Raw genomic sequence first — 23,590 nt, forward strand, 5'->3', positions numbered from 1 at the left:
AATTTTCTCATAAAAAAAACAATCTTTTAGAAAGGCTCTTTTGTAATAGATTGTTCCTTTTGTAGACTTCGCTAATTGGAGCGGAAATTAACCACTATAGCAACAATGTTTACGAAAAGAAACTATAGAGAAGAACCATAAAAAAAGAAACCGACAGAAGTGCTGTCGGCCTCGAATTAGTTCATTTTTCTACATATAAGTTTGTACGATCGTAAGTGTGATCAAATCGGTTTAGAATACCGCAATCCGGGCATTCTGCAAGAACATGTAATTCTACAATAGGTGCCTGGCTACTTTTGGTCGTGATACCTGTTGCTTCAACCCGATCATCCGATTGATTCTTTTTGCTTGCGAGTGGTATAAACCAGGTGTACTCATTGTCACACATTCTGCACGTAGCTTTTTCTTCAATTTCTGTTGGTTTCATCATTGTTTTTCCAGCTCCTTTTTGCAGAGTATTTCAAAGACTGCGGGAACAAAGGTCCGGAAAACCTCTTCATATTAAATGGGAATCCCTTCCTGTAGAAGAAAGTTCCCGATAATTCAAAATTCAAACATCTTTCACTTGTTTTTCAATTAGGTAGATAGCAAATCTTCATCCATTAGTTTATATATAGCATGAGCGACGCCGTCGTCTTCATTGCTTTTCGTTACGAAAGATACATTCTGCTTGATCTCTTGATCTGCATTATCCATAGCAATCGAATAAGCCGCTTTCCTAAACATGGAAAGGTCATTATAATTGTCACCAATAGCCGCCGTATGTTTCATATTTAAACCACGTTCAGCAACAAAGGTTTCAAGTGCAAGTCCCTTTTGTGCATTTTCATGATTAATTTCGAGATTTTCTTTACCTGATGATGTAACTACTGTCTGATGTACCCCGTCAGCTTTAGATGACGCGCGATTTAAACGCTCTTTATCGGAAGAGAAACCAAGAAACTTATAGACATGAAGCTCGCGATCTTCTAACAATTCATCAAAGTTATCTACAGTTTTTAGAGATAGGCTCTCAAATTGTCGCTCTGCACCAACCTTCAATTCTTCTTCTGTTAAATTAGGGTTAGAACTTCTCATCATATCGATAATTAAGTCAATTGTTCCATCATAGTCATGTGTAAATACACCTTTATTTGTGAAAAGCTGATAATAGATGCTCTCATTATCCAAAATATCTTTAACGGTGTGAACTTGGTGATCATCAAGGTAAATTGCATGTAGAATCTCACCTTCTACTGAACGAATTTCTGCTCCATTGTAGCAAATAATTGGCAGTGTTAACCCGCTACCTTCAAGTGGTTTTAACGCTCCATCATAAGCTCTACCTGTGTTAAGGACAACCGTTATATCCTGGCTTTGAGCTTCTCGAATCGCATTCACATTCTCTGAACTAACTGTTTGTTCATTCGTGAGAAGCGTTCCGTCCATATCAATTGAAATACATCGCATAAGGTCAACATCCTTTTCTACTTATAATGAGTTGCAGTGGATCGTTCAATTAAAACACTTAAATCAATATAAAAAAGGAGCTTTCGAAAAAGCTCTCTGTAGGTATTATCTTTCGTTTTGGGTAAAAAAGTCAATAAACGAGAACTGCATCTTAAACGATTGGATCGTAATGAAAAGTTCTCACGAAAAAAAATAGGCATATGTGCTAAGCACACTAACGGAAACCATAACAACGATAATTAAATTAGCACCAAGGTAGGCTGCTAAAAAGGCAGCACCTGCTCCAACGATGCCAAACATAATATTATCACTGATTGTTAGAACACCTGGGAAAATCAAAGCACCTAGGATCGCAAACGGAACATTTTTCAATACACCTTGCACAGAGGCGGGAATCTTTTCGGATTTAAAGAAAACAAGTGGTATCATTCTTGGTATATACGTAACAATGGCAAGGCCTAAAATAATCATTAGCATTGTACTACTCATTAGACTTCATCCCTACAATCCATTCAACGAGTATGGACGATAATAGTGTTGCTAGCACAATCGCCCAACCTGTTGAAAAATGTGCCCATGTGAATAAGCTGTTTAATAACGCAGCAACTCCAGCTAGGAAGAGTACTTTCCTACTTTTTTTAGCAGAAGGAATCAACAATCCTATAAACATCGCATATAGCGCAACACTCATACCTTGTTGGATGACGCTAGGTAAAGAAGCACCTACTATGTAACCTCCTCCTGTAAATGCAACCCAACTTGAATAAGAAATAAGACAAAGTCCATACATATAACCTGTCGTTAATTCGCCTTGTTTTGTAGCTGATACTGTGAAGGTTTCATCCGTTATTCCAAATGCATAAATCGCTTTTTTCCATGGAGAATCATCCATAACTTTTTCATTTATAGAGGCACTCATTAACAGGTGGCGAATGTTTACAATAAAGATCGTAAAGATAATTTCAAAAGCACCAGTCCCGATAGCAAGTAGACTAAGCGTAATATACTGAGCAGCTCCCGCAAAAACTAGGACACTCATTAATACAGCTTCATAAAGGGTGAGACCAGTTGTTCTCGCTAGCAATCCAAATGTTAGGGCAACCGGCATATATCCGATAGCAATACTGATGCCTGCTTTAAGCCCGTCTGTAAACCCTGATTCACTTTTTGTTACGCTAATAGCTTGCATTCGATCCCTCCTATTGTTACAAATTGTAAAATATATTAAACTTATTGTATGTTATATTAAACAGTTCTTCAATAGAAAATCATCTAGTATAGGAGAATCCTATGGAAACCCATTCTTTAACAAAAAAAATTGGTCAGAAACTTAAGAAACTACGCCTTGAGAATCGGTTAAGCCTCGACCAGTTATCCTCACGTTGTTCAGTTAGTAAACCCATGCTCGCTCAAATTGAGCGAGGCGCATCGAACCCAACTGTCAATACACTGTGGAAAATAGCTAATGGTCTTGGGGTATCATTTACGACTTTCATTGATGAAGAACAACCTCTGATTAAGAAAGTGAATCGAAATGAAATTGAGCCACTTATCGAAGAAAGTGGAAAGATGAAAGTAGTGCCACTCTTTCCAATGGAACCGGGCAAAAGCTTTGAAACCTTTTATATTGAGCTAGAACCTGGATGTAACTACAACTCTAATCCTCATCCCGAAGGTGTGGAAGAATACCTATTCGTAGAGGAAGGGAAGATGACCCTTGAAGTGGATACACATTCCTACACTGTTTCAACCGGCGAAAGCTTAAGATTTACAGCAAACTATCCACATTGCTATCGAAATGAATCTCAGTCTTCCTGTAAAGCTATGATGATTATTCATTATCCTACTTCATTTCGTTAAGCTGTTTCCTAGCAATTGTTGCGATAGGAGTGGTGGTTGATCTCCGCTCCAATTAGCTGGATGTGGAGCCTTTCACTAATAATAAACCACGCTTCGAGATTGGAGTGGAAGGATACTCGACTCCTGCGGGACTAGCGGGACAGGTGAGACCCCACCGGAGCGTTAGCGACGAGGAGGCTCAAGCGTCCCGCCCCGCGGAAAGCGAGTATCCTGGAGCGGAAATAATCGCAATAGCAACAATGTATACGAAAAGAGTCTAATAAAAAAAGCGCTCCTGAGTGAGCGCTTACTGATTTAGATTATATTCAATAGACTTTGCCTTCTTTTCTATCGTTCGATCAACTGTCTCTGACCACAGTTCACCAAATCCTGGGTGAGGTGAATATGGATAACTGAAATCTTCATCTCTTCCTGCCATTTCTAATGCTAGCGTTGCCTTTTCAATTAACTCTACCGCTCCGGCACCAATCGCATGAAAACCGAGAAGAAGATGACTTTCTTTATCACGGACTACTTTTACCACACCTTCTGTTTGTCGCAGCAAGCTTGCATACCCACTTGCTCGCATAGGACTGCTCTCAGCAACTACTTGATATCCAGCTTCAATAGCTTCTGCTTCGGTTAGACCAACTGTTGCTAATGGAGTCTGAGTCTGAATGATTGTAGGCATACATTCAAAAGAAAATGTAGCCGCTACACCACAACAATGATCTGCAGCTGTCTTGCCCTGTTTAATTGCCTTTATAGCTAAAGCAGGGCCTTCTGTTATATCGCCACAGGCATAAATTCTTGAGATTGAAGTTTCACACGTATCTTTAATTTTAATATAGTTTCCACATACCTCAATTCCTCCCTGTTCTAAACAGAGAGACTCAATGTTACTTATTCTTCCTGCAGAATAAGCGATCGTATCTGCTTCTACTTCAAATCGCTCGCCTGTCGATTTTATTCCTTCAAAAATGAGGTTGTCACGTGCCACCGCATTACATTCTGAAACACCAGTAATCACTCTAATTTTCTGTTTCTTAAACTGTCTTTGCAACTCTCTTATGATCGTTTCATCCATGTCACCGATGAGTGAGTCATATGCCGTAACGACCGTAACTTCTGCCCCAAGAGCTCTGAACGTACTTGCAGCTTCTAATGAAAGGTAGTCTTCGCCGAAGATGACTAGTCGTCTAGGAATAGAAGGCGTCTTATAAAGCTGTTCGACAGGGATAACACCTGGGATGTTTTCAAAAAGAAAGGGAGGATCTTTTGGACGACTCCCCGTTGCGATAATGACATGTTGAAACGTCCATACTTCAAATTTCTCTCCTTGCTCTACACCTATCCGTTCGCTCGATAGAAAGGAAGCGCTCCCTTTTACACACTCAATGTTATTTGATTTAAATCGCATCTCTAAGCCTTTTTCTAATCTCTCAACGACTTCAGTTTTTTCATTGTGCCACTGCTGCATTGAAAATTCTGGATCCATCGTTACACCCGGTGCTGAATCCCACATTTTCCTCGCTGATATCGCAAGTAACTTTGATGGAATACACCCGGTATGTAAACATTCACCACCTGACCTTGATCGATCTACAAGTGTAACGTCTCTACCATATTGAGCAGCACGGAGAGCCGCTTCATATCCTGCTGGCCCTGCACCGATGACAACAACATCTTTTTCATGAATAATTTCTCCAACTACCATTACACAAGCTCCGTTAAAAGTAGGGATGGTTGTTCAATTAATTCAATGATTCGATTTGTAAAACGCATAGATGTACCTCCGTCAGTTATTCGATGATCAAACGTCATCGAAAGATTCATAATTGAACGGATGACGATTTCGTCTTCATCTGTCACAACAGGCATTTTCTTCGTTTTATGAAATGCCAACAGAGCTGCCTCAGGGTAATTAATAATAGGCGTAGCTCCAGTGCTTCCCAGCGGACCTGCATTACTAATCGTGAACGTACCAGATGACAACTCTTCTCGTGTGAGCTCATTTTTCAGTGCACGCTCACGTAACTGCTTCATCTTGACATGAATGTCTTGAATCGAGAGGCGGTCACAGTGCTGAATAACAGGGACGATAAGCCCTTCTTTTGTATCAGTTGCAATGCCAATGTGAATGTCTTTCTTCAACGTAATTAGACTTTCCTCTTCACTCAATTCTGAATTGAAAATCGGGTAATCCTTTAGTGCTACACAGACAGCTTTAATATAAAAAGCTGCAACGGATAATGAAATGCCGCGTTTCTCAGCTAGCATACTTTTAATTTCAAGGACATTCGTTACATCTACTTCATCAAAGTGCGAAACGTGTGGAATGGTCCGAACTGCTTTCGTCATCTTAGCAGCTATTTGTCTACGTCTCGAAGTGAATGGAATCGTATCGGACTTTACTTCTTTCTTTTCTTTATGATTTTGAACAGGTTCTACCTCCGCTTCCCGCCCCAGTTCAATATAGTTCATTACGTCTTCATCTACGATTCGCCCTGCTGGCCCGCTCCCTATGACGTTTTCGATATCCACACCATGTTCTCGTGCTATTTTCCTCGTGAACGGCGCAGCTAGTATTCTAGTAGCATTTTTTGTTTTGGTCACCACTTCGTTTTTTCGCTCAATAGGAGAAATCGTCAACAGTACTCCTCCCACTTCAATAACATCACCTGAAGAAACGAAGATGTTCTCAATTCTTCCAGCAAACGGTGATGGAAGCTCAGCTGTTACTTTATCTGTTTGAACTTCAACTAGAGGTTGATCAACAGTCACAAAGTCGCCAGCATTTACGAGAATCTGAACAATTTCCCCTTCTGACATTCCTTCTCCTATATCATGTAGCTTAACTTCCATATTTGTTAACCCTCCTTAGAAACGAACGGTTTCTTCTATAGCTCGAACTACTTTTTTCTCATCAGGAAGATAGTCATCTTCAAGGGTAAAAAGAGGAACAGGCGTATCGTATCCAGTGACCTTTTTAATCGGAGCTTTCATATAAAGAAAGGATGTATCATTAATAATCGTAATGACTTCACTACCAACTCCACCTGAAGACGGAGCTTCATGTATAATTACTGCTCTTCCGGTTTTTTGAACTGATTCAGCAATCATTTCCTTATCAAGCGGGTATAACGTTCGAAGATCTATCACGTCACACTCTATTCCGTTCTTTGCTGCTGTTTCAGCCGCTTTCTCAGCAATCCTTACCATTGCTCCCCAAGCAAAGATCGATACATCTTCACCTTTGCGTCGCCTGTACGCTTTTCCAAGTGGTATTGTATAACTTCCTGTAGGAACATCCCCTTTTCCGGATCGATACATCTTCATAGGTTCTAGAAAGAGAACGGGGTCAGGATCTTTAATACTACTAATGAGCATTCCTTTTGCATCATGTGGTGTAGAGGGAACAACCACTTTCAAACCAGGTATGTGCGTGAAGAGCGCTTCCGTACTATCACTATGAATTTCCGGCGCTCTCACACCAGCACCATAAGGAACCCTTATCGTAAGGGGTACAGTATAGCGGCTTTGGGTCCTCGTTCTAATTCTCGTAGCATGGGTAATTAGCTGATTAAACCCAGGATAAATAAACCCTAGAAACTGAATTTCGACAACTGGCTTAAAGCCGTTCATGGCTAGACCAATGGACGTTCCAATTAAGCCGGATTCAGCTAGAGGCGTATCGATTACTCGATCATCACCAAATAGCTCGAATAAACCATCTGTAGCTCTGAAAACCCCCCCATTTCGACCCACGTCTTCACCAATAACAAGCGTAGAGGCGTCTTCTTCAAGCATCACTTTAAGAGCTTCCGTAATGGCTTGCACCATAGTCATTTTTTTCATATTCACAGCGATACTCATGCTTTCTCACTCCCTTCATGAAAAAAACGCTCCTTCTGTTCTTGAACTGGCCATACTTCAGTTCCAAACACATGATCAAACATAAGGGTTTCATCTGATTTATGTGTTTTCTCCATTTCACTAACAGCCTCATTCAACCTTTTTTCTGAATCAGCTTTCACTTTAATCTCCCATTCAGGATCCCACGCATCATTTGCTCTAAGAAAACGTTCAATCCTACTGATGGGATCATCACGTTCTCTTCTTCGATCACTCTCACTCTGATCACGATATTTCGAAGGTTCATCTGTCGTTGTATGCGCACCATAGCGCCATGTAACAGCCTCAATAAGTGTTGGTCCACAGCCCCTTCTCGCTCTTTCAACTGCTTTCATTGTTTCGTTATAGACAGCAAAAACATCGTTTCCATCTACCCGAACCCCTGGCATATCATAGGCTAGCGATTTTTGAGCGATTGTTTTGGAATTCATCTGACGCTCAAGTGGAACGCTAATTGCATAACCATTGTTTTGATTCAGAAATACGACGGGGATTTGGAACACACTTGCAAAGTTCAGCCCTTCATGGAAATCCCCCTCTGAAGTAGCTCCATCACCAAAGTAAACAAGCGATACTCTGTCGCTCCCCTTTTTCTTCTCAGCCCATGCCGTTCCCGTTGCGTGAAGAATTTGAGAGGCAATAGGAACAGACGGTGGAAAAATATGCTTACCAGGTGGTGGCACGCACCCTTCTATACACCCTTTCCAATAAAGAAAAATATTCTCAAGGGAATGGCCAAAAGCGGCTGTTGCCGCATGGTCACGATACGTAGGAAACATCCAATCACCATCTTCTAGTGCAAGTGCACTTCCTATTTGAGATGCCTCCTGTCCTTCGAAAGGAGCGTATGTGCCAATTCTCCCCTGACGTTGAAGATTGACAGCTTTTTGATCAAACAGACGGGAAAATGCCATATGTTCATAAAAACGCTTAGCGTTTTCAACAGTGACATGTGAATTTTCTTCACGTTGCTTTCCCTCTCCATCAACAAGTTGAACGATTGGAAATTGATCAGTTAGATCCATGGAAATCCTCCTCTCATTTCTTACTTAAGAACGTACAGTCCACTTACCAGGTTTCTTATGAGCAAAGAAACTATTTCTTCTCTTTCGACTTTCAATTCGCTGCTCGCAAAATAGGTTGGCTGCTTTAATAGTCGAGATTGAATGAGCCTCTGCCTGCTCAAAAATAGTAAAAAGAGTGTCATAGATTGCTTTTGTTTTTTGGAGAACTCGCATCGGATTAGGAGAATAGAGTTCATCCGATACTTGAATTAATCCACCGCTATTCACGATATAATCGGGGGCATAGAGGATACCACGCTCATTCAACTGATCCCCGTGGTCTGTTGTGAGAAGCTGGTTGTTAGCAGAGCCAACTACTGCTCGAACTTTCAACTTATGAATCGTCTGATCATTAATGACACCACCAAGAGCACAAGGTACAAACACATCTGCTTCTGCTTCATAGATCTCATCTCCTGATACAACCTTGACACCACGATTAAGCTCAATCGCCCTTTGAATCAAGCGATCAATCGCATGTCGATTGATATCTGAAACAACAAGATCTCCCCCGTTCTCGAGAAGCATTTCAGCTACTTTAAAACCTACTTTGCCAAGTCCTTGAATGGCATATGTTCTTCCGCCAAATTCCTCTGATCCAAATACTGTTTTATTCGTAGCTTGGATTCCATACAGCACACCTTTAGCTGTCGGAATCGATGAATCTCCACTACCTCCATATTCTTCCGGAACACCTACGATGCAACTGCTCTCCCTTAGTGAATGAACAAAGTTATCTGGCGTTGTTCCCATATCAGTACCTGTATAGAATCGTCCATTTAACGATTCCACGAATTGTCCAAACGCACGAAACAACTCTGGGGTACGATCTTGCAGTGGGTCACCAATAATGACCGCTTTTCCTCCACCAAAATCCACATCTGCTGCTGCACATTTATACGTCATGCCCTTTGAAAGTCTTAGAACATCTTCAATCGCATCATCAACAGTTTCATATGGCCTCATCCGACAGCCACCTAACGCGGGACCAAGCGTTGTATTATGTATGGCGATGATTGCCTTTAGCCCCGTATCTGCATCATTGCAAAATAGTACTTGTTCGTGCTCTTCTATTCGATCAAACACGATTTTCACCCCTTTTATGAAATCGCTTACATTTTTGCTTTTGCTAATTTACTCTCGATCTCTTTCTTAGGTAGAATAAACTGAATCACTTTCCCCGTGCCAATAATATCAGTTCCCCTCCGAACATCTACCCTACTCATCACAGACTTGTGGGTAATGTCGGTAATTGTGGCTAGGACTTCAATTGATTGACCAGCACATGCTGGTCCTAGATGCTTAACCTCAACTCCGCCACCTATTCCCTCTTCTTCATCCTCAAGATAGGGTAAAATAAGCTGTCTTGCTGCCCATTCCATATGATAAACCATCGACACTGTAGAATAGGCAGGGTGAATGACTTCACCCTCAAATTGTGCAAACATGTCGGGTGTTACCTCCGCTTGAATAACGGCCTTTTGTCCAACCGAAATTCCACTTTTCATCTGTTTCACCCCATACTCATCACACTTAAATATATGACGTTTATTTAACGATATAATAACATCACGTATAATGACAGTCAATTAATTGTCAAAAAATTACGATCATTAGCTGAAGAAAAACCAACCAGCGATTTGCTAATTGGTTTTGCATCTTATCCTAGGAGCGCTCGATCACTCGTCATTTTAGAACCTTTAATTCGTTGGAATTCATGAAGTAACGCTTCAATCGTTAAGTTCTGTTTGTCTTCTCCATCTACTTCTAGAATAATCCGACCGCTGTCCATCATGATCAATCGATTTCCAAGATCAAGAGCTTGCTGCATATTGTGTGTAACCATCAGAGTGGTCAATTCCGTACGTTCTACTATTTCTCCTGTAAGTTTCGTAATTAAAGCTGCTCTCGCTGGATCAAGTGCCGCTGTATGCTCATCGAGAAGTAACATTTTAGGTTCAGTAAAAGTGGCCATTAAAAGAGAAAGCGCCTGTCGCTCACCACCTGAAAGTAAACCAACCTTTGCTGACAAACGATCTTCAAGCCCTAGATGAAGCGTTCCCAATGCTTCTTGAAATGTTGTTCTTAGCTTTTTAGTTACACCCTTCATCAAGGTTCTTCTTCGGTTTCGATTATAAGCAAGTGCCAGATTTTCCTGAATCGTCATAGAAGGCGCCGTTCCAGCCATTGGATCCTGGAAAACACGTCCGATTAAACGCGACCTTTTATATTCTGGTAAATTCGTAATCTTTCTATCATCTATGAACACTTCACCAACATCTGGTGTCAATACACCTGAAATCATATTCATTAGAGTCGATTTACCTGCGCCATTGCTTCCGATTACTGTAACAAAATCACCTGGCTTAAGCGTTAAGTTAATATCCTCAAGGGCAATTTTTTCATCAAGTGTGCCTTCGTTAAATACTTTGTGAATTTGATTTAGTTGAAGCATATCCTTCGCCTCCTTTCTTCATCTCGTTGATTTTCGTTTCTTGCTGAAGTCGCTTCTTTTTCTTACGTCTTCGTTCTTTTTGCCCATCTATTAATTGTGGCAATACAAGTGCAGCAATAACGATTACAGCTGTAATCAGCTTCATATCACCTGTTTCAAGAAAATCGACGCGGAGTGCAAGACTGACGACAATACGATAAACAATTGCTCCACCCACTACAGCGAAAGTTGTCACAGCAATCGTTTTTGTTCCAAAAATCGCCTCACCAATAATGACGGAAGCGAGTCCAATAATAATCATTCCAATTCCCATTCCAACATCTGCAAAAGAGCTATACTGAGCGATGAGAGCACCTGCAAGGGCGACAAGTGCATTCGATAATCCGAGTCCAAGAATCGTTAGCTGATCTGTATTCGCTGAGAAACTACGAATCATTCGTTTGTTGTCCCCTGTCGCACGTAGGGCAAGACCAATCTGGGTACGTAGAAATAAGTCTGTGACCACTTTGATAAGCGCCGTTACGACCAACATGCTAATTAAGACTGACCAGGTCGAGGTTAGGTTTTGAAGACCGATCGCTGCTGCCATACTAGCAAATAGTGCATCAAGTCCTGTTGATGTAAAGAAAGCCTCTATCTTTGTAAAAATAGATTCTTCATTCAATAAAGGAACATTCGATCTCCCCATAATCCTTAGATTAATAGAGTAAAGAGCAATCATCATTAGAATTCCTGCAAGTAGCGGATTAATCTTTCCTTTCGTATGAAGAAGTCCCGTTATACACCCTGCTATAAAACCTGCTCCAATTGCTAGCAAAGTTGCAAAGAATGGATTGGTCCCATTCACAATCAAAATGGCAGCAATAGCTGCACCTGTGACGAAGCTTCCATCAACCGTTAAGTCCGGAAAATCCAAAATACGAAAAGATAAATACACTCCGAGTGCCATAATGGCATATATAATTCCAGATTCCACTGCACCAAACATCGCTGAACTCATGCAAAAACCTCCTAATCCCTATCATTTGTTACACTTTTCAAGGTGTCTTATCCTTAAAAAAGGTTCGAAAAAGAAGACTCCCTCTTTTTCGAACCTGTCAATGTCACTCCGTATATTCCCCCATCTCTTCCCATTCTGGCTTCACTTCGATGTCCATTTCCTCTGCTGCCTTTTTGTTCATTTTAAGCTTTAGATTCTGTGGATACTGAACAGGCAATTCCGCAGTTGTTTCTTCACCCTTAAGGATCTTCGCTGCCATTTGACCTGCTTCATAACCAATATCTTTGTAATCAAAACCATAAGCTGCAAATGCACCACGATTAACTGAATCAAATTCTCCGGCAAACATTGGAATGTCTTTATCATTCGCTACACTAATAACTGACTCTAGAGCAGATACAACTGTGTTATCCGTCGCAATGTAGATAACATCTACTTTTCCAACAAGAGCTTCAGTAGCCTGTTTAACTTCAGCTGAGGTTGAGACGCTCTTTTCTACCGCTTTCATACCCTTACTAGTTAAGGCTTCCTTTACAATTTCAACTTGCGCAACTGAATTTTGTTCGCCAGCGTTATAAATTAATCCAACATTCTTGGCTTCAAATTCGTTAGCAATAAATTCAATTGTTTTAGGAATCGCTTCAGGATGTGTATCCGTTGTTCCAGTAATGTTATCTCCTGGATTATCAAACGATTCAACAAGCTTCGCGCCAACTGGATCTGTAACTGATGTAAATATGATCGGAATATCTGATGTCGCATTTAGTGCTGATTGTGCACTTGGTGTTGAATTCGCGAAAATTAGATCGACTTCATCTCCAACTAAGTTTTGAGCGATTGTGTTACTGTTGTTCATGTCGTTCTGGGCATTTTGAACATCGTACGTTACGTTATCGCCTTCTTTAAACCCGTTTTCCTCAAGAGCCATTTTAAATCCTTCAAAAGCAGCATCGAGCGAAGGGTGTTCAACAATTTGCGTAACCCCAATTGTATAAGATTCCTCACCTTCTCCACCTTCGTTATTTTCCGTGTTAGACGAAGTACTATTCGTCCCGCACCCCGTAAGAGCCATTACACTAACAAGTGATATTCCAACCCACTTTTTCCAGGATTTCACACGCTTGTCCCCCTAATAGTTAGTAACTTAACCAGCATATTTTATCGTTATGGTACACTTGCGTTTCTAGCTTGTCAACGAAATGTCTAATAATTATAATTATTAAGTATTTTCAGATATATAGCCACAGAGTAAAGTCTACAACTCTTGCACTAATGAATTAAAGTTTATAGATAGGTTCTCAACGATTCTTGTAGCATCCATAATCATCTCGTCAAAAAGCTCCTTTACCGTAGGTGTAGATGTTACTAATCCACTAATCTGACCGCCATTAAGAAATCCTTCATCGAGCCTCCCCTCAATCGCACCAATTCTGTGCTTATCCTCATCTGTCATTGCAGCAAAGTTATTCGAATCAATACCGTTCAACTCTGCTTCTACCAAACGATCGGAGTATTCTGTCTTCAACACTCTACGAACTTTCCCCACACTGCGACCGATAATGACTGTTCCAGTGTCGTTTGCTTCCATAAGCTTTGCTAAATAGCGCTCATGATAGGGAGAATCTTTCGTAGCCACAAGCCTTGTTCCCATTTGCACTCCTTTTGCCCCAAGAGCAAAAGCAGCAGCTAACCCTCTCCCATCTCCAACCCCACCCGCTGCGATGACTGGGATTGATACGTTCGCAACAAGTTGAGGAATTAGGGTCATCGTTGTTAATTCAAGAGGTGAGTTAATACCTGCCGCTTCATAACCCTCACCAACAATTAGATCTGCTCCTGCTTCTTCTGCTTTTCTTGCATGCTTAACGCTTGCTGTGACGCAAATAACCTTTATATCGTTTTGTTTAAAAAAGGATATAAATGGTGAAGGATTTCCTGCTGATAGCGATACGACTGGAACATTGTGTCTCACTGCTAACTCACACATCTCTTTAAAATGTGTTGTCACAGTGATTGGAATATTAAGGGCAAACGGTTTAGACGTCCGCTTTTTCATATTTAGTAGAAGTCCTTCGACTTCATCTGGTCCCATTGTTCCTGTTCCAATTGTTCCCAGACCTCCTGCTTCAGACACAGCAGCAGCGAGAATAGGACTCGAGATATTCCCCATTCCTCCTTGAATAATTGGGTACTGAATCGAAAGTAATTTACAAACACAATTCATTACTTGTTCTCCTTTCTTTTTATATAACGATAAACAAACGATATCGTGTATTCGTGTTATACTTATTTATATCATTCAAAAAGAACCTATCGTATTCCTGCTTAAGTTAATGGAAAGGAGAACTATTTCTTATGTTAATTTCATATCAAGGAATTGAACCAGTCATTAGTGAGGATGTTTTTATTGCACCGGGTGCCAAAATAATCGGTGATGTACGAATTGGAGCAGATTCTAGCGTGTGGTTTAATGCTGTTCTTCGAGGAGACGAAGCACCAATTGTGATTGGTAGCGGATGCAACATCCAAGACAACTGCACCTGCCATTTATTCGAAGGTTATCCTCTCGTATTAGAAAACGAAGTATCAGTAGGGCATAATGCTATACTTCATGGATGTAAAATTAAAAAAGGTGCTTTAATCGGAATGGGAGCAATCATTCTTGATGGTGCAGAAATTGGGGAAGGGTCTCTAATCGGAGCTAATACGCTCATCCCCTCAGGAAAGAAAATACCCCCAAACTCTATGGTACTTGGCTCACCCGGTAAAGTAGTTAGGGAACTATCTGATAAAGACAGAGAACTCATTAGATTAACAATTGAAACATATAAAACAAAAGGAAAAGAATTCAAAGAGCAGTCCCACATTGTAAGTGAAGGAGTATAGAAAAAGAAGGAACGGGGCTCCCGTTCCTTCTTTCTATCCTCGATCAATTAGTAATGGATGCTGTAGTGCATCGTAACCGTTGTCCTTATTTGTTAATTCGTTTCCTTCTTTAAAAACCTCTTCAAAGAATTGAGACGATGGCTTAGCAAGCGTTTTGTAGTAATCACTAAACAGCCTCGCAGCATGTTCACCAGGCCATGCATCAGGAAGCAACTCTGCTGGCAATCCTGGATCGATGAACAAGAATTTCCTATATTCATGTACTAACTTAGCTCGTTCTACGAAACATTCTCCATCGCTCATCTTACCTTGTTCAATCTTGCTTCGGTCGATCACATATCGTTCACTATACATTTTTATAAACTCTCGATATTTATCGCTGATTTCATCCAAGTCCCAGCATTCATTCACTAGCGCTATGTTCTCATGCGGTCCTTTGTAATCAGCAATAAAGAAATGTACATGCTCGCTAATGTCATACTTCTCGATGAGCAGTTCCACTTGTTCCTCAAGATGATTTGGTGATAGCCATAAGCTAGCAGAAGAACTCCCAAACCCACTCCAAACTAATTCTTTACGAAGCTCGTCCCGAATATGACGTTTTTCTTCAGGAATCGTATAAAGGAACATTCTCCATCTACCATCCCATTCAGCTGGCTGAAGTTTAAAAATTCTCCTGGCTGCTTCATCCATACGCTTCACGCCGCGTTCAGTCAAATAATAGAAGCTTTTGTTCCCAACTTTCCTTGATTGCACCCATCCCTGTTTATTCATTCTTGAAATGGCTGCACGCACTGATTGGTCATTGTGGCCAAATTCTTTCAAAAGGCGAATAAGGCTTCCAATCCAGATCTCATTTCCATAATGCCTAATGTATTCACCATACAAAGTAAAGATCATCGACCTTGTATTTAAGCTTTCATTCATCATCATACCCCCGCTCGTCATAACGGTATACCGTTATTATCACGCAGCCTAAATATGATGTTATACTACCAGACCATAACGCTCAACGCAACTTTTACTCGCCTTTAAACTCTGGTTTACGCTTTTCTGAGAATGCATCGAGCGCTTCTATTCGATCTTTCGTTGGTATTGTAACTTCGTAAGCTTTGGACTCAATGGCCATGCCCGTATGCCGATCCACATTCATACCTTCACGTACTGCGAATTTCGCTTGTTGCACAGCTACAGGTGCATTGCGGCAAATTTCTGTAGCTAGCTCTTCACACGTTGCAAGCAGCCTTTCACGTTGAACGACACCATTTAAAATTCCATACTCATACGCTTCTTCCGATGACAGTTTACGAGCTGTTAGCACTAACTCCATCGCCTTTGCTGTTCCAATTAATCGAGGAAGCCGCTGGGTTCCACCAGCTCCTGGAATAATACCGAGACTTGTTTCGGTGAGGCCCATTTTCGTTCCTTCAACTGCATAACGGAAATCACAGGCAAGCGCCAGTTCAAATCCACCTCCAAATGCGTAACCATTCAACGCAGCAATCGTTGGTTGCGGCAATGATTCCACAGCAGTGAATACCTCACGAATCTTTTTAACATTTCTACGAACTTCACTCTCCGTTAATGTTCTTCTCTCTTTTAGATCAGCTCCTGCACTGAAAGCCCTTTCACCTGAACCCATAAAAATAACAGCCCTCACATCTCGATCTGAATAAATATCGTCTACAATTCCTTGAAGAACCGAGAGCGTATCGAAATTAAAACAGTTTAATACCTCTGGACGGTTTAATGTAACGTATCCTATGTGATTTTTCACTTCATATGTAACAACAGCCATTTCATGACCTCCTCTAGTATTGTGAGCACAGGAAAGAGCCGGGCAATTGATTGAAATGCGCAATCAATCTCCGCGGCTACTTTCACTCTATAGCATCTATTCTTGATAATCCCCCTGTTTCCCTCTTTTAACTAGTAACCCATTTAACTACCTTGAAAGACAGGCTTACGCTTCTCAGTAAATGCCTTAACTCCTTCAGCGTGGTCATTCGTTCGACCTGCCTCACGCTGTGCATCTGCTTCCATATCAAGTACCTGTTCAAGACTATGATCAAAGCTCTTTGAAAAGCTCTGCTTTATTAGACTAATGGCTTTCGGAGGAAGTGCTGCAAGACGACTTGCAAATTCCACTATCCCTTTCTCCCATTGTTCATTTAAAATCAACTCGTTAACAAGACCTAATTCCTTCGCTTCAGGAGCACCCACTTTCTCGCCAAGCATTGCAAGCTCCAGCGCCTTCGCGTGCCCGATGAGACGAGGTAGAAAATACGTGCTTCCTGAATCAGGAACGAGTCCGACATGAACAAATGCTTCTATGAAGCTAGCACGTTCATGTGCTAGTCGAAAATCGCACGCAAGAGCAAGACTCATCCCCGCGCCTGCAGCTACCCCATTAACTGCTGCAACAATAGGCTTTCTGGAGGAGACAATTTGTTTTATCATCGGATTATAAGCAGTCCTGAGCATTTCACCATGATCTAGTCCTTCTTCTACTCCATTTAAATCTTGACCGGAACAAAATGCCCTTCCATTCCCTGTTACTACGATACAGCGAACATCTTGATCATTCGTAGCTTTCTGGATTGCTTCTGTAACTTCCTGATTCATTTTGAATGTAAACGCATTCAATTTATCAGGGCGATTTAAGCGAACCCAACTTACGTGATCCTTTACTTCGTATTCAATCGTTTCGAACATCACTATCACACCGTCCCTTATTACTTTGTATTAACCGTTTCGCTAACTTCTTCTCCAATCATTAACGTAACGAGATCGCCTGCAAAGCTCATCAAATCTTTGCCTGATGCTTTACCTTCCTGAGACTTCATACCTGCTTTCATTGATTCATGATCTTCATAGAACATCTCGCACATTAAGTAGTAGTCGCTCTTCCCCATTGGAGAGCCGACAATTTTCGTTACTTCCATTTTCTTTAGCCCTGGAATTTTTGAAGTAATCGGCGCATGCGTATTAAAATAATGCTCATCAAATTTCTGTGCGTTCTCCGGCTGTTTGTACAATGCAATCACTTTTACCATTCTTCATCAACCTTTCTCAAATTAGTTAAATCGACACAGGTTTCATTGCCTCAAATGGGTTTTTACAAGACTTGCAATACAGAATACTTCTACAAGCAGCCGGACCAAAAATATTATCCAGCGTTGTATAAACAGAGCCACAATAAGGACATGGTACACGCCATTCATTTCCATCATGAGCCTCGGGTGGTGCAATTCCATATTCCTTTAATTCGAGCCGCCCTTTCTCGGAAACACGATCTGTTGTCCAAATAGGGTTGCGAATATAGGTTACGGTAACAGATTTCACCTCCTGAATATCTTCTACAGCGAGCGTCATATCCCTTTTCATGATGTCGAGCGCAGGACAACCAGAGAAAGTAGGCATCGCATCAATTTCCACATGAAGACCAATCGTCCGAACCTCATAGACTATCCCAAGATCCACGACACTGATTGATGGAATTTCAGGATCTTTGACTGTTTGAAGAGCTGCCATTACTCGCTCTTCAAGTGTCATATCAATCACCCTCTCATTTACCATTCCGTAGCCGGAATAGATTGATAGACTTCTGAAAGAATGGCTAATGATGTTGTCAGGTGTTTCGTGTGAGTACCATTACGGCCATCTCCATTCTTCATCTTCATGGATAAATCGATTGGCTCTTTCTTTTGCAATTCTGCTATAAAGCGTTGCTTAAGTGTTGCTTCACTTTCGATAAGAGAAAGTGTAACGATCTGATCTCCTAAATCTCCATAAGACAAAACTCCTTCAAAATCTTCTAGTACGAGTTTTATAGCAGTCTCCATTCGACTCCGAGCTTCAGGCGTGCTATTCATTAACTGGATAAACCATGTTTCCCAGTGCATGAGATGGTAAGTCATTTCAACTGAAATTTTCTTTACAATGTGTTGAAGAGGCTCATATGACTCTTTCTTAATTGAATCCAAGCGAATCTTTTTGGCAAGAGTATAAAAGTAATTACGTACGACAGTGAATCCCCAATCGAAGTCGGGATTAACTAGATACGTTCCCGTTCCATTTGGTAGTTCTAGAATAATGGCGTTACGAAATTTTTCAGGCCGGCGATTATGTGTGAGTGAGTCAGCCTTCCCTTCACCAAGCTCTTCTAACAAAGAATAATAAAGGGTAGCATGACCCATTAAATCCTGACTAATGGAGGAAAAAGCTACATCTTCTTCAATATGTGGAGCAAGTCCTAGCCATTCTGATCCTCGATAAGCCAAGATAAAATCATCGTCTGCCAGTTGATACAGTAATTCGATTAAACAATTGCGGTATTCTATAGATTCCATTACTTATCCCCTCCCCCCATTATGTCTTTCTCAGTAAGCTGCTCCTGCTCATACTGTCGCCATTTCTTCTTCAAATACCCGTACCCTTTCGTTTCACGATAATCTTTATTGAGTTGCTTCATTGATTCACGCTCATCCTGAGACATGCGCTTCACGTCTTCTCGTTTAACAACCCAAATATCAGCTACCTGCTCTCGTCTAAAGAAGTTTTCTTTTGCCATAATAAACGCAAGATCTCTGTTCGGAGCAAGAAGGCTAAATTGATGTTGTAACGAGGAGGTGTCTGTTTTTTTACTAAACACTTCAAAAACTTGATAAAATCCATTCTCCTCTTTACTCATGGCTTCCCACCCCACTCGCCAGTGCACTCTTCCCTAGCGCTTCTCTTACCCAGTTATTCATTTCATACGATCGTACCCTTAGTGATAATCGCTCTTGTGATTTAGGACCATGGCCGGTCACAATCCGCTTAAATTCATTCCAATCTGGTTGAGCATATTTCCACTCACCATCACCTTCATCGAAGCGGAGCGATTCGTCAGGTATCGTTAATCCTAATGACCAAATTCGCGGAACGTACTTTGTAAGAAATTCCTGTCGCAGCTGTTCATTTGTTTTCGTACGGAGCTTGTAACGCATGTTTTTATCTTGATTCGTATGACCGGTTTCCGCCTTTGACTTAGGGCCAAAGAACATCAGTAAGGAGGGCCACCAGCTATTTATTGAATCTTGTAATAACACTCTCTGCTCCTTCGTTCCCTCTGCAAGAGCCATGATAATACTTTCGCCATGTTGAGCATGAAACACTTCTTCAGCGCATATACGTTTCAAAGCGCGGCCATATGGTCCATAGGAAGTTCCAAGCATCATTGTCTGCGATATAATCGCTGCACCATCCACTAGCCAGGCAATGATACCTGCATCTCCCCATGTCGGTGCCTCCATATGGAAGACATTATGAAATTTGAGTTTTCCCGAAAATAAGTCCTTCATAATGTCATCACGATTCTTTCCAAGAGGTTCCATTAAATCCTCCGCTACACGGAGAAGCAGCTGTCCATGTCCCATCTCATCTTGCACTTTTGCCATAATAGCAAGCTTGCGATGAAGAGTAGGCGCCTTAGGAACCCACTCTTTCTCTGGTAATGCTCCCATAATTTCACTAATGCCATGCATTGAAATCAAACGGATTAAGGCTTCACGGTAATCATCAGGCATCCAATCATTTGCTTCAATCTTCTCACCACGATCAATTCGATCCATGAACTGTTCCAATTGATGTTCTGAAGCAACCGTCATTTTACGCACCCCTTATATAACGTTTATTTAACGTCATTATATTTTATTGTTATATAAATATCAAATGTTTTCTGACATTTCATTCTATAGAAAAAGCTGACCCCTATAGGATCAGCTTGTCTGTCATACGTTAACATGTTTACGTAGGGCTTTTCTAAGAATTTTACCAGTTGTATTCTTAGGTAGCTCTTCAATAAATTCCACAATCGTTGGACATTTATATTTCGCAAGATGCTCCCTGCAATGTTCCAACACCTCTTCTTCTTCCGTGACAGTTTCTTTTAAGACAATAAATGCTTGTACCGCTTCTCCAAAGTTAGGATCAGGTACACCAACAACCGCGGCTTCCACTATAGATGGGTGCTGGTATAGTACTTCTTCAACTTCACGGGGATAGACGTTATACCCTCCAACGATAACCATGTCTTTTTTGCGATCCACGATATAGAAGTAACCTTCTTCATCCATTTTGGCTAAATCACCAGTAAGGAGCCAACCTTCTTTAATGGTGACCGCTGTATCTTCAGGCATTTTATAATACCCTTTCATGACGTTTGGCCCTTTGACTGCAAGTTCTCCTACCGCTCCTACAGGAAGTTCCTGTCCAAGTTCATCAACTACTTTATTCACTACATTTGTTATATTCATGCCAATCGACCCAGCTTTACGTGGCCGATCAAGCGGGTTAAACGTTGTAACAGGGGCTGCTTCTGATAGACCATATCCTTCAGAAATACGCACATTAAATTTCTCCTCAAAACGATGGAGAAGAGCAACTGGTAACGAGGAACCACCAGATATACACAAACGCATATGTTGAAAATATTCCGCCCGACCTTCTGGGTACTGGTATAGGAAATTGTACATAGTAGGAACGCCAGCGAAAATAGTAGCTTTGTATTTCTCTGCAACATGGAAAACTTCTTGAGGACTAAACTTTGGAAGAATGAGAATGGTGCCGCCTGATATGAGTGGAGCATTCATTGAGACAGTCATGCAAAACACGTGGAACATTGGTAGTGCTGTTATGACAACATCTTCTGAAGAAATTTGGAGATAAGATCCGGTATCTGAAGCATTGCTAAATAAGTTAAGATGCGAAAGCATGGCACCCTTTGGTTTACCGGTTGTACCCGATGTGTAAAGAATAACAGCTAAATCATCGTCTTCAATCGAAACAGTAGGAACGGGATGGCCAGATTCTTCAACCATTTTTGTAAACGGTTTCAATTTAGTTTGTGAAATAGTCTTTTCTTCTTCTCCTGAGCCAGTGTAAGCAACTAACGAAATATCTGGAAGTTGATGGCTCATTTTCTCAACGAGAGGCAATGCTTGCTCAAGAGTTATGATGGCTTTTACGTCGCCATTATGAAGCAAGTACCCTATTTCATCAGGTGTGTAGATAGGATTAATAGGTATCACAACAGCTCCTGCTCTTAATGCACCATAGTAACCGATTAGGAATTCTGGTGAATTACCAAGAATAAGTGCTACATGATCACCTTTTTTTATTCCTTCTGAAGAAAGATTTGCCGCAAAAACTGATACCTTGTGATCCAGGTTCTCGTATGTAACAGCTTGATCTTCAAAAATGTAGGCACGTTTATCAGGATAAGTGACTGCCGTTTGTCTTAACTGTTCAGATAAATTCATTCGCTCTCCTCCTACGTGAATGAGTAATCATTCATTTTTTAATTTTCTAAATATATTATATTGGAAGAAAATTTGTCTAGCAAGGGGAACAGTGAAAAGTTCATGAATTAAATCACTTCTTACTTCCAATAAAAGAGCTAATATTAGCTCCTTCTAAATTAAATAAAGAAACCACATTGGGCTAATTGGAGTTGAAGTTACTTCACTTTTATAGCAAAATTTATACGAAAAGAGCCAAAAAAAAGAGCTGGATACCCAGCTCCTACTCCCACTAATAAAGAAGATCAATAAATTCCTCTTTTGTTATTTTCCCAAAATAATAAGAAACATCTACATCATTGAGTACATCCTCTAAAGATCCTGGCTCATATCGTACACCTTGCAACTGTTCTTCTAATTCTTTTACATCGCCTACTCCAAAAAAGTCACCAAAAATCGTTGCTTGTTCAATATAGCCTTTCTTCACTTCAAGACGAACATCAATCGATCCAATTGGGAACCGTTTTGAATGCTGTATATTAAATTTAGGCGATCTTCCGTAATTCCAATCCCAATTTTTATAACGTTCCTCTGCAATCTTATGAATAGCAGTCCAATCTTTTTCGGTTAATTTATATGAAGGAATTTCATCTTGCCCTTCAAAAATATACTGAAGAAGCGTTTGCTTAAATTCTTCTCGTGTCATTTCTTGATCCATGTGTTCACTAATATTTGTCACTCGGCTACGAATCGATTTGATTCCCTTCGACTCAATTTTTTCTTTATTCACCTTAAGGGCTTTCACGACATTCTCAAGATTCACATTAAACATTAATGTTCCGTGGCTGTACATTCTTCCTTTTGTGGAGAATTGAGCGTTACCTGAAATTTTCTTACCATTAACAAGAAGATCATTTCGTCCACTTAGCTCCGCATTAACGCCCAACTTCCCTAACGCCTTCACCACTGGATCAGTAAATTTCTTGTAGTTATGAAAGCTATTTCCGTCGTCCTTTGTAATAATGCTAAAGCTCAAGTTACCTTGATCATTATAAACGGCTCCACCACCAGATAGACGACGAATCACATCCACCTTGTTTTCCCGAATATAACTTGTATCGATCTGTTCAATTGTATTCTGGTTCTTCCCCACAATGACCGTCGGATTCATGGAGTAGAACAATAGATATGTTTCCTCAGGATTAAGTTCCTTCAGAATATATTCTTCAATAGCCAGATTGATCCCGGCATCCATAATGTTTTCATTATCAATATAAAGCATAACGTTACCTCCTGTATGTTCTTCTTCTATTCTAATGAATTGTAGCGGTGGAATCAAAACCTGATACTTAAGACACACGGACAATAGTATTAAAAAATGAAAACCCCCCACCCTTTCTCCTCCACTCCCTTACGAATATTGTTAACAAACGTACTTTGAGGAGGAGCAATATGAAAATTGTTTATTACGAAAAAGGTGAAATCCCAGTAATCGTAGGGGCATCTAACCTAAACTCAAGCCTAACAATCGAACAAATCAAATCCGAAGGCGAAAAAAAATCAAAAGAACTAGCCCGACTACTAGGACGCGAAATCGGATTCCTAATGGACATGAACGGAAAACTAGACTCAACTTTAGGTGAATAACGAAAAGCGGAAGTGAGCAGTTAGGGTCGACAAACGCTGGAGGCATTTCATT

Annotated in this window: 27 protein-coding genes; 3 read left to right on the forward strand and 24 right to left on the reverse strand. The window is 40.8% G+C overall.

Annotation, left to right across the window (positions count from 1 at the left end):
- Positions 1–181: 181 nt before the first annotated feature.
- The 4 genes from AB986_RS18790 to AB986_RS18805 all read right to left on the reverse strand — a co-directional run bounded on the left by AB986_RS18790 (position 182) and on the right by AB986_RS18805 (position 2,638).
- The gene (locus AB986_RS18790) at positions 182–430 is read right to left on the reverse strand and encodes a hypothetical protein (protein ID WP_048313150.1); all 249 of its coding nucleotides are present in this window, start codon (positions 428–430) and stop codon (positions 182–184) included.
- Between the two features lie 146 nt (positions 431–576).
- Positions 577–1,449, reverse strand: coding sequence for a Cof-type HAD-IIB family hydrolase (locus tag AB986_RS18795; protein WP_048313151.1), 873 nt, complete (start codon positions 1,447–1,449; stop codon positions 577–579).
- 180 nt (positions 1,450–1,629) lie between these two features.
- Positions 1,630–1,938, reverse strand: a complete 309-nt coding sequence (locus AB986_RS18800; protein WP_048313152.1) for an AzlD domain-containing protein — start codon at positions 1,936–1,938, stop codon at positions 1,630–1,632.
- Positions 1,931–2,638, reverse strand: coding sequence for an AzlC family ABC transporter permease (locus AB986_RS18805; protein WP_048313153.1), 708 nt, complete (start codon positions 2,636–2,638; stop codon positions 1,931–1,933). Before AB986_RS18805 ends, AB986_RS18800 begins: the two co-directional genes overlap by 8 nt.
- Positions 2,639–2,739: 101 nt before the next feature.
- On the opposite strand from AB986_RS18805, the gene AB986_RS18810 reads away from it, so the two are divergent.
- Entirely contained in the window at positions 2,740–3,309 is a 570-nt protein-coding gene (locus AB986_RS18810) for a helix-turn-helix domain-containing protein (RefSeq protein WP_048313154.1), read from the forward strand.
- Positions 3,310–3,595: 286 nt separating this feature from the next.
- On the opposite strand, the gene AB986_RS18820 is transcribed toward AB986_RS18810, so the two are convergent.
- From AB986_RS18820 to AB986_RS18865, 10 genes are all read right to left on the reverse strand, one after another.
- Positions 3,596–5,005 carry a dihydrolipoyl dehydrogenase family protein gene (locus AB986_RS18820; protein WP_053216266.1) on the reverse strand — a complete coding sequence of 470 codons (1,410 nt, stop codon included), beginning with the start codon at positions 5,003–5,005 and terminating at the stop codon, positions 3,596–3,598.
- A complete protein-coding gene (locus tag AB986_RS18825) occupies positions 5,005–6,153 on the reverse strand; it encodes a dihydrolipoamide acetyltransferase family protein (RefSeq protein WP_048313156.1) in 1,149 nt (382 codons plus the stop codon). The genes AB986_RS18820 and AB986_RS18825 overlap by 1 nt, the downstream gene beginning before the upstream one ends.
- 15 nt (positions 6,154–6,168) lie before the next feature.
- A complete protein-coding gene (locus AB986_RS18830) occupies positions 6,169–7,164 on the reverse strand; it encodes an alpha-ketoacid dehydrogenase subunit beta (protein WP_048313157.1) in 996 nt (331 codons plus the stop codon).
- A complete protein-coding gene (gene pdhA / locus AB986_RS18835) occupies positions 7,161–8,228 on the reverse strand; it encodes a pyruvate dehydrogenase (acetyl-transferring) E1 component subunit alpha (RefSeq protein WP_048313158.1) in 1,068 nt (355 codons plus the stop codon). Before pdhA ends, AB986_RS18830 begins: the two co-directional genes overlap by 4 nt.
- 24 nt (positions 8,229–8,252) lie before the next feature.
- Positions 8,253–9,353 (reverse strand): Glu/Leu/Phe/Val dehydrogenase dimerization domain-containing protein, encoded by a 1,101-nt coding sequence (locus AB986_RS18840; protein ID WP_394175477.1) that lies wholly within the window; start codon positions 9,351–9,353, stop codon positions 8,253–8,255.
- Positions 9,354–9,379: 26 nt separating this feature from the next.
- Complete coding sequence (locus AB986_RS18845; protein ID WP_048313160.1) at positions 9,380–9,775, reverse strand: thioesterase family protein; 396 nt, start codon at positions 9,773–9,775, stop codon at positions 9,380–9,382.
- A gap of 152 nt (positions 9,776–9,927) precedes the next feature.
- Positions 9,928–10,722, reverse strand: coding sequence for an ABC transporter ATP-binding protein (locus AB986_RS18850; RefSeq protein WP_048313161.1), 795 nt, complete (start codon positions 10,720–10,722; stop codon positions 9,928–9,930).
- Positions 10,688–11,722 (reverse strand): ABC transporter permease, encoded by a 1,035-nt coding sequence (locus AB986_RS18855; protein WP_048313162.1) that lies wholly within the window; start codon positions 11,720–11,722, stop codon positions 10,688–10,690. The genes AB986_RS18850 and AB986_RS18855 overlap by 35 nt, the downstream gene beginning before the upstream one ends.
- A gap of 103 nt (positions 11,723–11,825) precedes the next feature.
- Positions 11,826–12,794 carry an ABC transporter substrate-binding protein gene (locus tag AB986_RS18860; protein ID WP_048313274.1) on the reverse strand — a complete coding sequence of 323 codons (969 nt, stop codon included), beginning with the start codon at positions 12,792–12,794 and terminating at the stop codon, positions 11,826–11,828.
- Positions 12,795–12,977: 183 nt separating this feature from the next.
- Positions 12,978–13,946, reverse strand: coding sequence for an NAD(P)H-dependent flavin oxidoreductase (locus AB986_RS18865; RefSeq protein ID WP_048313163.1), 969 nt, complete (start codon positions 13,944–13,946; stop codon positions 12,978–12,980).
- Between the two features lie 131 nt (positions 13,947–14,077).
- On the opposite strand from AB986_RS18865, the gene AB986_RS18870 reads away from it, so the two are divergent.
- Complete coding sequence (locus AB986_RS18870) at positions 14,078–14,608, forward strand: gamma carbonic anhydrase family protein (protein ID WP_048313164.1); 531 nt, start codon at positions 14,078–14,080, stop codon at positions 14,606–14,608.
- Between the two features lie 33 nt (positions 14,609–14,641).
- Here AB986_RS18870 and paaX read toward each other — a convergent pair whose 3' ends face one another.
- The 10 genes from paaX to lplA all read right to left on the reverse strand — a co-directional run bounded on the left by paaX (position 14,642) and on the right by lplA (position 23,173).
- Positions 14,642–15,535, reverse strand: a complete 894-nt coding sequence (gene paaX / locus AB986_RS18875; RefSeq protein ID WP_048313165.1) for a phenylacetic acid degradation operon negative regulatory protein PaaX — start codon at positions 15,533–15,535, stop codon at positions 14,642–14,644.
- Between the two features lie 94 nt (positions 15,536–15,629).
- Positions 15,630–16,406, reverse strand: coding sequence for an enoyl-CoA hydratase-related protein (locus tag AB986_RS18880; RefSeq protein ID WP_048313166.1), 777 nt, complete (start codon positions 16,404–16,406; stop codon positions 15,630–15,632).
- A 143-nt stretch (positions 16,407–16,549) separates the two neighbouring features.
- Positions 16,550–17,323 (reverse strand): enoyl-CoA hydratase-related protein, encoded by a 774-nt coding sequence (locus AB986_RS18885; RefSeq protein WP_048313167.1) that lies wholly within the window; start codon positions 17,321–17,323, stop codon positions 16,550–16,552.
- 20 nt (positions 17,324–17,343) lie between these two features.
- Positions 17,344–17,664, reverse strand: coding sequence for an EthD family reductase (locus tag AB986_RS18890; protein ID WP_048313168.1), 321 nt, complete (start codon positions 17,662–17,664; stop codon positions 17,344–17,346).
- Between the two features lie 25 nt (positions 17,665–17,689).
- A complete protein-coding gene (gene paaD, locus AB986_RS18895; protein WP_236690419.1) occupies positions 17,690–18,163 on the reverse strand; it encodes a 1,2-phenylacetyl-CoA epoxidase subunit PaaD in 474 nt (157 codons plus the stop codon).
- Between the two features lie 17 nt (positions 18,164–18,180).
- Positions 18,181–18,960: a 1,2-phenylacetyl-CoA epoxidase subunit PaaC gene (gene paaC / locus AB986_RS18900; RefSeq protein WP_048313170.1), complete on the reverse strand. Its 780-nt coding sequence runs from the start codon at positions 18,958–18,960 to the stop codon at positions 18,181–18,183.
- Positions 18,960–19,301 carry a 1,2-phenylacetyl-CoA epoxidase subunit PaaB gene (gene paaB / locus AB986_RS18905; protein ID WP_048313171.1) on the reverse strand — a complete coding sequence of 114 codons (342 nt, stop codon included), beginning with the start codon at positions 19,299–19,301 and terminating at the stop codon, positions 18,960–18,962. Before paaB ends, paaC begins: the two co-directional genes overlap by 1 nt.
- Positions 19,294–20,259 (reverse strand): 1,2-phenylacetyl-CoA epoxidase subunit PaaA, encoded by a 966-nt coding sequence (gene paaA / locus AB986_RS18910; protein ID WP_048313172.1) that lies wholly within the window; start codon positions 20,257–20,259, stop codon positions 19,294–19,296. The genes paaB and paaA overlap by 8 nt, the downstream gene beginning before the upstream one ends.
- Before the next feature lie 123 nt (positions 20,260–20,382).
- Positions 20,383–21,912 carry a fatty acid--CoA ligase family protein gene (locus tag AB986_RS18915; protein ID WP_048313173.1) on the reverse strand — a complete coding sequence of 510 codons (1,530 nt, stop codon included), beginning with the start codon at positions 21,910–21,912 and terminating at the stop codon, positions 20,383–20,385.
- A gap of 271 nt (positions 21,913–22,183) precedes the next feature.
- Positions 22,184–23,173 carry a lipoate--protein ligase gene (lplA, locus tag AB986_RS18920; RefSeq protein ID WP_048313174.1) on the reverse strand — a complete coding sequence of 330 codons (990 nt, stop codon included), beginning with the start codon at positions 23,171–23,173 and terminating at the stop codon, positions 22,184–22,186.
- Positions 23,174–23,343: 170 nt separating this feature from the next.
- Here lplA and AB986_RS18925 point away from each other — a divergent pair, with 170 nt between their 5' ends.
- The gene (locus tag AB986_RS18925) at positions 23,344–23,538 is read left to right on the forward strand and encodes a hypothetical protein (protein ID WP_048313175.1); all 195 of its coding nucleotides are present in this window, start codon (positions 23,344–23,346) and stop codon (positions 23,536–23,538) included.
- The last annotated feature ends 52 nt before the right edge of the window (positions 23,539–23,590 follow it).

The organism is Guptibacillus hwajinpoensis, assembly GCF_001039475.1.
Taxonomy (GTDB): Bacteria; Bacillota; Bacilli; order Bacillales; family Guptibacillaceae; genus Guptibacillus; species Guptibacillus hwajinpoensis.